Origin of the sequence: Halomonas sabkhae (assembly GCF_030409265.1) — a bacterium.
GTDB lineage: Bacteria > Pseudomonadota > Gammaproteobacteria > Pseudomonadales > Halomonadaceae > Halomonas > Halomonas halmophila.
Genome location: NZ_JAUFPM010000016.1, coordinates 23,210 through 34,352 on the forward strand (window position 1 = coordinate 23,210; position 11,143 = coordinate 34,352).

Here is an 11,143-nt window from a genome sequence, read left to right on the forward strand (position 1 = left end):
ATACTGAGAAGCGCCTTTACGGCAGCCTCAGCTCTCCAGTTCGATGTCGATACCCAGCGAGCGGATTTCCTTCACCAGCACGTTGAAGGACTCCGGCATGCCCGCCTGCATGGCATGGTCACCATCCACAATGCTCTTGTACATCTTGGTGCGACCCTCCACGTCATCGGACTTCACGGTGAGCATCTCCTGGAGTGTGTAGGCTGCGCCGTAGGCCTCCAGGGCCCAGACCTCCATCTCCCCGAAGCGCTGGCCACCGAACTGGGCCTTGCCGCCCAGCGGTTGCTGCGTGACCAGCGAGTAGGAGCCGGTGGAGCGCGCATGCATCTTGTCATCCACCAGGTGGTTGAGCTTGAGCATGTACATGTAGCCCACGGTGACCGGTCGATCGAAGGCTTCACCGGTACGGCCATCGTAGAGCGTCATCTGACCGGATTCCGGCAGACCGCCCAGGTCCAGCAGATGCTTGATCTCGTTCTCGCGGGCGCCGTCGAAGACCGGCGTGGCCATCGGTACACCCGACTTGAGGTTCTTCGCCAGGGCGATGACCTCTTCATCGGACAGCGACTCGAGCTCCTCGACCTTGGTGCTGGTGGCCGTGTTGTAGACCTGCCCCAGGAAGTCACGGATCTCGCTGACCTGCTGCTCGCGGGCATCGCGCAGCATCTCCTCGATTCGCACGCCCAGACCGCGCGCGGCCATGCCGAGGTGGGTCTCGAGGATCTGCCCGACGTTCATGCGCGACGGCACGCCCAGCGGGTTGAGGATCAGGTCGATGGGCTCGCCGCTGTCGTCGTAAGGCATGTCCTCGATCGGCATGATCGCCGAGATGACACCCTTGTTGCCGTGACGGCCGGCCATCTTGTCGCCGGGCTGCATGCGACGCTTCACGGCCAGGTAGACCTTGACGATCTTGAGCACGCCGGGCGCCAAGTCGTCGCCCTGGGTCAACTTGCGCTTCTTGTCCTCGAAACGCTCGTCCATCTCCTTGCGACGCTGTTCCAGCTGCTCATCGGCCTGGGCCAGCAGCTCGTTGAGCGACTCGTCCTGCATGCGCAGCTTGAACCACTGCTGACGCGGCAGCTCGTCCAGGTACTCGTCCGACAGCACATCGCCCTTCTTGAGCTTGGGACCGCCGTTGACCGCCTGGCCGGACAGGGTGCGCTTGAGACGCTCGAAGGTCGCGTCCTCGGCGATGCGATAGGTCTCCTGAAGGTCCTTGCGCACTTCATCGAGCTGCTGCTGCTCGATGGACAGAGCACGCGAGTCCTTCTCGACACCATCACGGGTGAACACCTGAACATCGATGACGGTGCCCTTCATGCCGGTCGGCGCACGCAGCGAGGTGTCCTTCACGTCGGACGCCTTCTCGCCGAAGATGGCACGCAGCAGCTTCTCTTCCGGCGTCAGCTGGGTCTCGCCCTTGGGCGTGACCTTGCCGACCAGGATGTCACCCGCGCCGACCTCGGCACCGATGTAGACCACGCCGGCTTCGTCCAGCTTGGACAGCGCCGACTCGCCCACATTGGGGATATCCGAGGAGATCTCTTCGGCGCCCAGCTTGGTGTCGCGGGACACACAGGTCAGCTCCTGGATATGGATGGACGTGAAACGGTCTTCCTGGACGGCCCGCTCGGACAGCAGGATGGAGTCCTCGAAGTTGTAGCCGTTCCAGGGCATGAAGGCGATGCGCATGTTCTGACCCAGGGCCAGGTCGCCCATGTCGACGGACGGACCGTCGGCCAGGATGTCGCCGCACGCCACCGAGTCGCCGGTGTGCACGATCGGACGCTGGTTCATGCAGGTATTCTGGTTGGAACGCAGATACTTGGTCAGGTTGTAGATATCAACGCCGGCTTCACCGCCGATGATCTCGTCCTCGTTGACCCGCACCACGATCCGCTTGGCATCCACCGAGTCGATGACGCCGCCACGACGGGCCACGGCACAGACACCCGAGTCACGCGCCACGAAACGCTCCATGCCGGTACCCACGAAGGGCTTCTCGGCACGCAGGGTGGGCACGGCCTGACGCTGCATGTTGGCGCCCATCAGGGCGCGGTTGGCGTCGTCATGCTCGAGGAACGGAATCAGCGCCGCCGCCACGGACACCACCTGACGCGGCGAAACGTCCATCAGCGTCACCTGCTCGGGGCGCATGAAGGAAGTCTCGCCACGGTGACGCGCCTGGACCAGGTCGTCGACCAGATGGCCGTTCTCGTCGACGGTCGCCGAAGCCTGGGCGATGACGAAGTCGCCCTCCTCGATGGCCGAGAGGTGAACCACCTCGTCGGTGACCTGACCGTTGGCCACCTTGCGGTAAGGCGTCTCCAGGAAGCCATAGCTGTTGGTATGGCTGTAGGTCGCCAGCGAGTTGATCAGGCCGATGTTCGGGCCTTCCGGGGTCTCGATCGGGCACAGGCGACCATAGTGGGTCGCGTGGACGTCACGCACCTCGAAGCCGGCACGCTCACGGGTCAGACCACCCGGGCCAAGCGCGGAGATACGCCGCTTGTGGGTAACCTCGGAGAGCGGGTTGTTCTGGTCCATGAACTGCGACAGCTGGCTGGAACCGAAGAACTCCTTGACCGCCGCCGCCACCGGCTTGGCATTGATCAGGTCCTGCGGCATCAGGCCTTCGCTCTCGGCCATGGACAGGCGTTCCTTGACCGCGCGCTCGACGCGCACCAGTCCGACGCGGAACTGGTTCTCGGCCATCTCGCCGACACAACGGATACGACGGTTACCCAGGTGGTCGATGTCGTCGACATCGCCGAAGCCGTTACGGATATTGATCAGCTCGCCGAGCACATCGAGGATGTCGCGCTGATCGAGAACACCGGAACCCGTGTCGCCTTCGCGACGCAGGCGACGGTTGAACTTCATGCGGCCGACACCGGACAGGTCATAACGATCTTCGGTGAAGAAGAGGTTATTGAACAGGGTCTCGGCGGCTTCCTTGGTCGGCGGCTCGCCGGGACGCATCATGCGGTAGATCTCGACCAGTGCCTCGAGCTGGGAACCCGTGGTGTCCAGCTTGAGGGTGTCGGAAATGAAGGGGCCGCAATCCAGGTCGTTGGTGTAGAGCGTCTCGATGGTGGTGATGCCGGCCTGACCCAGGCTCTCCAGCAGCTCCGCGGTGATCGCGGTGTTGCAGGGGCAGATAAGTTCGCCGGTATTCGGGTTGACCTGATCCTTGGCCAGCGTCTTGCCGAACAGGTAGTCCATCGGCACTTCGAGGCGTTCCAGCCCGGTCTTCTCGAGCTGGCGGATATGCTTCTGGGTCACGCGACGACCTTCCTCGACGATGACGTTGCCGTCGGCGTCCTTGATGTCGAAGGTCGCGGTTTCGCCGCGCAGGCGCGACGGCACCAGATCCACGGAGAAACCGGATTTCTCGATGTGGAAGGTGCTGGTGGCGAAGAACTCGTCGAGGATCTCCTCGGAGCTCATGCCGAGCGCGCGCATGAGCACGGTCGCCGGCAGCTTGCGGCGACGGTCGATGCGCACGAAGACGTTGTCCTTGGGATCGAACTCGAAGTCGAGCCAGGAGCCGCGATAGGGAATCACGCGTGCAGAGTAGAGAAGCTTGCCGGAGGAGTGGCTCTTGCCCTTGTCATGGTCGAAGAACACGCCCGGGCTGCGATGCAGCTGGGAGACGATGACACGCTCGGTGCCATTGATGACAAAGGTGCCGTTTTCCGTCATCAGGGGGATTTCCCCCATGTAGACTTCCTGCTCCTTGATGTCCTTGATCGCCTTGTTCGACGAATCCTTGTCGTAGATGATCAGACGAACCTTGACGCGCAAGGGAGCCGAATAGGTGACGCCACGCAGTTGACATTCCTTGACGTCGAACGCCGGCGTACCGAAACGATAGCTGACATACTCCAGTGCGGCGTTGCCAGAAAAGCTCTCGATCGGGAACACGGAGCTGAAGGCGGCGTGCAGGCCGACGTCAAAGCGTTCTTCGGGTGACCGATCCTGCTGGAGAAAGTCGTAATAGGAATCAAGCTGGATGGCCAGCAGGTAAGGCACATCCATCACTTGGGGCAGTTTGCCGAAATCCTTGCGGATGCGTTTTTTCTCAGTGTATGAGTAAGCCATCTGTATTCCCCAGCTTGTTCACCATGGGTGACCGATGCGTGTCGGCGCCACCCGACGGAGTCGGCTCCGTCAGGCGCTGACGGCGAGCCCCCGGTAGAGGCTCGCCATCGGAATTCGGCTGGCCGTCAGCGTGCAACGTTGCCGGCCAGCAACAACAGAAAAAGGCCGGCAGCGGGTGTCCCGCCACCAGCCGTACAAGCTTACGCCGCGCGTAAAGCCTGTGGCGCCAAGAGTTACTTGACTTCCACAGAAGCGCCGGCTTCTTCCAGCTTGGTCTTGGCCTCTTCGGCATCGTCCTTGGACATGCCTTCCTTCAGCGTGGCCGGGGTGCCGTCGACAGCGCCCTTGGCTTCTTTCAGGCCCAGGCCGGTGATCTCGCGCACGGCCTTGATGACGTTGACCTTCTTGTCGCCGGCGCTGGTCAGCACCAGGTCAAACTCGGTCTGCTCTTCCTCGGCTTCGGCTTCGCCGCCGCCACCCGGGCCTGCCACGACAGCCGCCGCAGCAGAAACGCCGAACTTCTCTTCCATCGCTTCGATCAGCTCAGCGACTTCCATCACGGACATGTCGGCGACGGCGTTGATGATGTCTTCTTGGGTAAGTGCCATTTTCACTTTCCTAACTTTGCGGGAGTCTCGGCGATCCGATGACTCGGTGATTCAATAGTCGTTTTGCGTGAAGCGGTCGAAATCGCCGTTCAGGCGGCTTCTTCCTGCTTCTGGTCACGCAACGCAGCGAGGGTACGAACCAGCTTGCCGGCGGACGCTTCCTTCATGACGGACATCAGCTTGGAGATGGCTTCGTCATGGGTCGGCAGATTCGCCAGGCGATCGAGGTCGCTTGCCGGGATGAACTCGCCTTCGTATGCCAGCGCCTTGATCTCGAGGTTCTTCTCGGTCTTGCCGAACTCCTTGAACAAACGAGCGGCAGCGCCCGGATGGTCGGTGGAGAAGGCCAACAGAGTCGGACCCACGAAGGTCTCGTTCAGGCACTCCCACTGAGTGCCCTCCAGGGCGCGGCGTGCCAGGGTGTTGCGGACAACACGCATCTGCACGCCATTCTCGCGGGCCTGCTTGCGCAGATCGGTCATCTTGCTGACCGGAACACCACGAGAGTCGGCAACTACGACGGAGAGAGCATCCTTGGCCGCTTCACTGACCTCGGCAACAATCGCTTTCTTGCCTTCGAGTGCTAGTGGCACAGTGATCACTCCTTCGTGTCGGAAGCTCGCAGGAGCCTTCCGATGGTTACCATCTCCCCCGCCGACATCGGCGAGGGTCCTGGGAGATGGTGCTCACCAGCTGGCTGGCGGCAACACCATCTGCGCAGGCCATCCGACGGGATGATTAAGTCCCCTTGTAGCGGCGACACCTGCGGTCTTTGACGGTGCCCCGCCGGCTCCTGTCGAAACAGCGCACGGGGACCGCAAAGTCATTTGCCTTTTCCTCCGCGCTTAGACCAGCGCGGAATGGTCGAGGGTCACGCCGGGGCCCATGGTGGTGGACAGCGAGACCTTCTTGAAATACACACCCTTGGACGTGCTCGGCTTGAGCTTCTTCAGGTCGGCGATCAGTGCTTCCAGGTTGCCCCGGATGTCACCCGCTTCGAAATCGACCTTGCCGATGGTGGTGTGAATGATGCCGTTCTTGTCGCTACGGAAGCGCACCTGACCGGACTTGGCGTTCTTCACCGCCGTGGCCACGTCAGGCGTCACCGTGCCGACCTTGGGGTTGGGCATCAGGCCGCGCGGGCCCAGAATCTGGCCCAGTTGGCCGACGACGCGCATGGCGTCCGGCGAAGCGATCACGACATCAAAGTCGAGCTGGCCTTTCTTGACCTGCTCGGCCAGGTCGTCCATGCCGACGATGTCGGCACCGGCTTCCTTGGCGGCATCGGCGTTATCGCCCTGGGTAAAGACGGCAACACGCACGTCCTTGCCAGTACCGTTGGGCATGACCGTGGAACCGCGGACGATCTGGTCGGATTTGCGCGGATCGACCCCGAGATTGATGGCGACGTCGACAGACTCCTTGAACTTCACGGTGGACAGTTCGGAAAGGAGCTGGACCGCCTCATCCAGGCTATAGGCCTTGTTCGGGTCGACCTTTTCACGGAACAGCTTGGCACGTTTGGTCAGCTTGGCCATGATCAGAGACCCTCCACATTCAGGCCCATGCTACGGGCACTGCCAGCAATGGTACGAACCGCGGCATCCATGTCGGCAGCCGTCAGATCCGGCTCCTTGGACTGCGCGATCTCTTCGAGCTGCTCACGCGTCACGGTGCCGACCTTGTTGCGGTTCGGCTCACCGGAACCGGACTTGATACCCGCTGCCTTCTTCAGCAGCACCGCCGCGGGCGGCGTCTTGGTGATGAAGGTGAAGCTGCGGTCGGCATAGACGGTAATGACGACCGGCGTCGGGATACCCGGCTCGAGGTTCTGCGTCTCGGCGTTGAAGGCCTTGCAGAACTCCATGATATTGACACCGTGCTGACCCAGCGCGGGGCCCACGGGGGGACTCGGATTGGCCTTGCCAGCTGCCACCTGCAGCTTGACGTAAGCCTGTACTTTCTTGGCCATGATGTAGACTCCAGTTGGGTAGTAACGCCTCGAGGAACGTTGCTCAAATGCCGGGGCAGAATCTCGCAGTGTTGCGGCCCCTGCTGATCGACGATTTGTACAGCGTTCCCCTCGCGGCTCCCCGGGTTAGACGGCTACCTGTGCAGCCGCCACAAACAGGCTCAGATCACTCTTTCTCGACCTGAGCGAATTCAAGTTCGACTGGCGTGGAACGACCGAAGATCAAGACGCTGACCTGCAGGCGGCTCTTGTCATAATTGACCTCTTCGACCACGCCATTGAAGTCGGCGAAGGGCCCGTCGACGACACGCACGGACTGCCCCGGCTCGAAGACGGTCTTGGGCCGCGGCTGTTCCGTGCCTTCACGAACATGGCTGAGAATGGCGTCCGCTTCACGTGTCGTGATGGGCGCCGGCTTCTCCTTGGTTCCGCCGATGAAGCCCATGACACGCGGTGTCTCATTGACCAGGTGCCAGCTTTCATCGGTCATTTCCATCTCGACCAGTACATAGCCGGGATAGAATTTGCGTTCACTCTTGCGGCGTTTGCCGTCACGCATTTCGACAACTTCTTCTGTCGGCACCAGAATCTCGCCGAAGCTATCCTCCATGCCGTACATCTTCACGCGCTCATGGAGAGAACGCATGACATGCTTTTCGAAGCCGGAATAGGCGTGTACGACGTACCAACGCTTGGACATGCAGACTCCTAACCAATGACGCCGGACATCGCCCAGCCAAGAAGCGTGTCGATCAGCCACAGCATCAACCCGACCACCAGGACGGCCGCCAGCACGATGGCAGTGGTCTGAATGGTTTCGGGACGAGTCGGCCAGACAACGCGCTGAATTTCCTTCTTCGCCTGACGAGCCAGCTCGAGCAGTTCACGGCCCTTGGTGGTTGTCAGTGCCACCAGCGCGGCGGCACCGCCCAGCGCGACGACACCCAGCACCCGATACAACAGGGCCACGTCGGTGAAATAGGTATTCCCGACGACAGCAAGAACCAGCAGAATGACGACAACCGCCCATCTGAGACCGTCGTGGCGCGACTCCTGCACCTCGGCGTTATGTTTCATGACCACGAGACTCCTCAGGGGCAGCAATCGAAAACAAACCAGTATACAAGATGATGCCAGCCTGGGGAAGACTGGCAGGCCAGGAGGGACTCGAACCCCCAACCTGCGGTTTTGGAGACCGCTGCTCTGCCAATTGAGCCACTGGCCTGTATGCCTTCATGATCCGCCTTTGCAGCGAACCCGAGCGACAGCGTGCGCCATCATAGCGAAAGGCGCACTACTTGACAACCCCTCCTGGCTCGCTCGCCCACCAGGAGCATAAAGAAAAGGCGAGCCAATGCTCGCCTTTTCAAGATGGAGCTCATGGACGGATTTGAACCGTCGACCTCACCCTTACCAAGGGTGTGCTCTACCCCTGAGCTACATGAGCCAAACATCGGCGCCAGGCGCCTGGAACAATGGAGCGGGCAGCGGGGATCGAACCCGCATCATCAGCTTGGAAGGCTGAGGTTCTACCATTGAACTATGCCCGCCTGCCTCACTCCGTGCCGCTCTCGCCAGGCGAGGACAGCAGAATCTGGTGGAGGGAGGAGGATTCGAACCTCCGAAGCTTTCGCGGCAGATTTACAGTCTGCTCCCTTTGGCCACTCGGGAACCCCTCCAACTGGCGGAGCATTTTACAGCTCCACGTTCCGATGTCAAGTGGCTGATTTTCCATCATAAGCCGTCAGACTCATGATCACCGCCCCGGAACGAGCACGTATTCTGTCAAAGCAGCATGGAGAATGCAAGACCGGCCCGTATCTTTTCCAGCGTCACGGGCCGCGGTACCGTCGGCGCACCTGACATGCGCCCGGCGCGTTCGGCCGCGGTCAACGGGAAGCACGCCTCGAGGCCGCCATAGACCATGTCCGGCCAGATGGCATGCGGTGCCTGAATCCCTCTCGACACCACCCGGGCATCCCCGCCCGTCACCAGGAGCGGCAAGGCCACCCCCTGCTGATCACAGACCTCACTGTACACCCGATTGACCGCACTCACCGCAGCCATGTAGATGCCGTGATTGACGGCTTCCACGGTGCGCACGCCGGGCTCCAGCAGCTCGTCGGCTTCGCTGTCGGGGTCGATCGCCACATTGCGCGTCCCCAGCTTCAGGCTCTCCTTCATGAGGCGCAACCCGGGCAGAATATAGCCCCCCAGATGCCGGCCACCCGGCAGTACGAAGTCCATGGTGATGGCACTCCCGCAGTCCACCGAGCAGCAGCCACCGGCCAGCTGGTAGCCGGCCAGCACCCCCATCCAGCGATCCACGCCGAGGCGCCCGGGCTCTTCGTACCCATTGGTCACCCCCAGGGCCTCGGGGACGGAGCGTGCCACATGCACGGCCCCGACCCGATCGCGCAACAGCGCCACTGTCTGTGCCAGCACGGCCTTGCGTGCCACACTGGAAATGCGCACCGACTCCACGACATCCAGATCCGGAATATCCGCGCCGGGCCGCCACTCTTCACGCGTCCAGACGGCACCGCGTGAGCGAATCTCGCTGCTGTCGGCATCCTTGAGCCGCCATTTCGACAAGGTATTGCCGATATCCAGGTCCAGGATCATGAGCGTCTCCGCACACTGATCTCCCCGCCCGCCAGCTTCCAGCGCTCGGCATCGCGTCTGACCCACAGGTTCCCGGACGCATCCACCTGCTCGGCGATCGCGGTGTCACGTCGCTCCCCGTGGAGAATATCGACTTGCTGCTCGGCAAGCGCATGCCGTTGATTCCACGCCTCCTGCCAACCGGCGAAGCCGATCTCCTCGAAGCAAGCCAGCATCGGCATCAACTCCCCCAGGATCTCGGCCGCCAGCTGGTTGCGAGACAGCTCAGGGGCCTGATCGCGTACCGCGGATACAGGCTGCTCGATACTGGCGCGGAAGGCGGCGGGCAGATCGACATTGATCCCCATGCCGATCACGGCTTCACAGGGCCCGGCAGCGTCGCCACTCATCTCGACCAGAATGCCCGCCAGCTTGCCATATGCGCCACTCTCGGTTTCCAGCAACACATCATTGGGCCATTTCAAGCGCGGCATGACCCCGTGCGCCTCCAGAACGCGCGACAGGGCAACGCCGACAGCCAGGCTCAAGCCCTCCATGGCCGCTATGCCCGACTCGAAACGCCAGCCCACCGAAAGCATCAGCGTGCGCCCCCAGGGCGTCACCCAGGTGCGTCCACGCCGTCCCTTGCCGGCACTCTGTTGCTCGACGAAGCAGACCTCACCGTGACCCGCTCCCTGCGCGAAGCGCTCACGCATGAACTGGTTGCTCGAAGGCAGCACTTCCTCGACAAAGAGCCGGGTAACACCGCCTCGAGCCTCGCGCGGCAAGCCCGCCACGATGGCGCTGCCATCGAGCAGCTCGAGAGGCTCGGCCAGACGATAGCCCTGCCCCTTGACGGCTTCCATGGCAATGCCCAGCGACTCCAGCTTGCGCAACTGCTTCCACACCGCTGCTCGAGACACGCCCAGGCGCTCTCCCAGTTGCTGACCAGAGTGAAACTCGCCGTCACTCAGCAAACGGATCAGATCTCCGATGGTCATGCACAAGCCCCAACCAAGCAAAACCCGTATTCTATCGGAACAGGCCCCTCCCTGAAATTCGCCTTATCGCTACACCACCATTTCAAGGTCCACCCAGGCAGTCGATCGCTCCGACACCCGGACATAAAAAAATCCCCCGGGAAGGCCCGAGGGATCTGCTGGGATAGAGGCCTGACGTCGGAGGGCCATCCGCTCGCGGCCACTGCGTGGCCTTGAGCCCGGGCTCGGGACGCCGCTACGCGGCTTTCCACCTCGCCCGTTCGCGCCTGACAAGGCCGTGCCTTGTCCGGGCGGCGCTCACCCTACGCTCGCATGGTAAGGCCAGGTCATCGCCTGACACCCTGACATAAAAAAATCCCCCGGGAAGGCCCGGGGGATTTTCTGGGATAGATGCCTGACGCCTCTGCGGCCACTGCGTGGCCTTGAGCCTGGGCTCGGGACGCCGCTGCGCGGCTTTCCACCTCGCCCGTTCGCGCCTGACAAGGCCGTGCCTTGTCCGGGCGGCGCTCACCCTACGCTCGCATGGTAAGGCCAGGTCATCGTACAGGCACAAACAAAAGCCCCCAACTCCGTCGGAGCTGGGGGCTTTCGCTTATGTAAGTGCCTGACGCCTCGGCGGCCACTGCGTGGCCTTGAGCCCGGGCTCGGGACGCCGCTGCGCGGCTTTCCACCTCGCCCGTTCGCGCCTGACAAGCGGTGCCGCGTTCGGACTCTGCCTTGTCCGGGCGGCGCTCACCCTACGCTCGCATGGTAAGGCCAGGTCATCGCCTGACACCCTGACATAAAAAAATCCCCCGGGAAGGCCCGGGGGATTTTTCATGTAAGTGCCTGACGATGACCTACTCTCGCAT

The 11,143-nt window shown here is 62.2% G+C and carries 9 protein-coding genes and 4 tRNA genes; all 13 read right to left on the minus strand.

Annotated features, from left to right (window positions below; translation table 11 throughout):
• Positions 1-27: 27 nt before the first annotated feature.
• Positions 28-4,107, minus strand: a complete 4,080-nt coding sequence (rpoB, locus tag QWY79_RS10795; protein ID WP_141320878.1) for a DNA-directed RNA polymerase subunit beta — start codon at positions 4,105-4,107, stop codon at positions 28-30.
• Positions 4,108-4,340: 233 nt separating this feature from the next.
• Positions 4,341-4,715 carry a 50S ribosomal protein L7/L12 gene (gene rplL, locus QWY79_RS10800; protein WP_290272604.1) on the minus strand — a complete coding sequence of 125 codons (375 nt, stop codon included), beginning with the start codon at positions 4,713-4,715 and terminating at the stop codon, positions 4,341-4,343.
• An 89-nt stretch (positions 4,716-4,804) separates the two neighbouring features.
• Positions 4,805-5,308: a 50S ribosomal protein L10 gene (gene rplJ, locus QWY79_RS10805; RefSeq protein ID WP_141320874.1), complete on the minus strand. Its 504-nt coding sequence runs from the start codon at positions 5,306-5,308 to the stop codon at positions 4,805-4,807.
• Positions 5,309-5,560: 252 nt separating this feature from the next.
• Positions 5,561-6,253, minus strand: a complete 693-nt coding sequence (gene rplA / locus QWY79_RS10810) for a 50S ribosomal protein L1 (RefSeq protein WP_141320872.1) — start codon at positions 6,251-6,253, stop codon at positions 5,561-5,563.
• Between the two features lie 2 nt (positions 6,254-6,255).
• On the minus strand, positions 6,256-6,687 hold the full coding sequence (gene rplK / locus QWY79_RS10815; protein WP_141320871.1) for a 50S ribosomal protein L11: 432 nt from the start codon (positions 6,685-6,687) through the stop codon (positions 6,256-6,258).
• Between the two features lie 166 nt (positions 6,688-6,853).
• Complete coding sequence (gene nusG, locus QWY79_RS10820) at positions 6,854-7,387, minus strand: transcription termination/antitermination protein NusG (protein WP_141320870.1); 534 nt, start codon at positions 7,385-7,387, stop codon at positions 6,854-6,856.
• Between the two features lie 8 nt (positions 7,388-7,395).
• Positions 7,396-7,764, minus strand: a complete 369-nt coding sequence (gene secE, locus QWY79_RS10825) for a preprotein translocase subunit SecE (protein WP_290272611.1) — start codon at positions 7,762-7,764, stop codon at positions 7,396-7,398.
• Positions 7,765-7,836: 72 nt separating this feature from the next.
• Positions 7,837-7,912, minus strand: a tRNA-Trp gene (locus tag QWY79_RS10830).
• Positions 7,913-8,059: 147 nt separating this feature from the next.
• Positions 8,060-8,134, minus strand: a tRNA-Thr gene (locus QWY79_RS10835).
• Positions 8,135-8,163: 29 nt separating this feature from the next.
• A tRNA-Gly gene (locus QWY79_RS10840) sits at positions 8,164-8,237 on the minus strand.
• Between the two features lie 45 nt (positions 8,238-8,282).
• Positions 8,283-8,366 (minus strand) — tRNA-Tyr (locus QWY79_RS10845).
• A gap of 106 nt (positions 8,367-8,472) precedes the next feature.
• Complete coding sequence (locus QWY79_RS10850) at positions 8,473-9,312, minus strand: type III pantothenate kinase (RefSeq protein WP_141320868.1); 840 nt, start codon at positions 9,310-9,312, stop codon at positions 8,473-8,475.
• Entirely contained in the window at positions 9,309-10,292 is a 984-nt protein-coding gene (locus QWY79_RS10855; protein ID WP_290272614.1) for a biotin--[acetyl-CoA-carboxylase] ligase, read from the minus strand. The genes QWY79_RS10850 and QWY79_RS10855 overlap by 4 nt, the downstream gene beginning before the upstream one ends.
• Between the last annotated feature and the right edge of the window lie 851 nt (positions 10,293-11,143).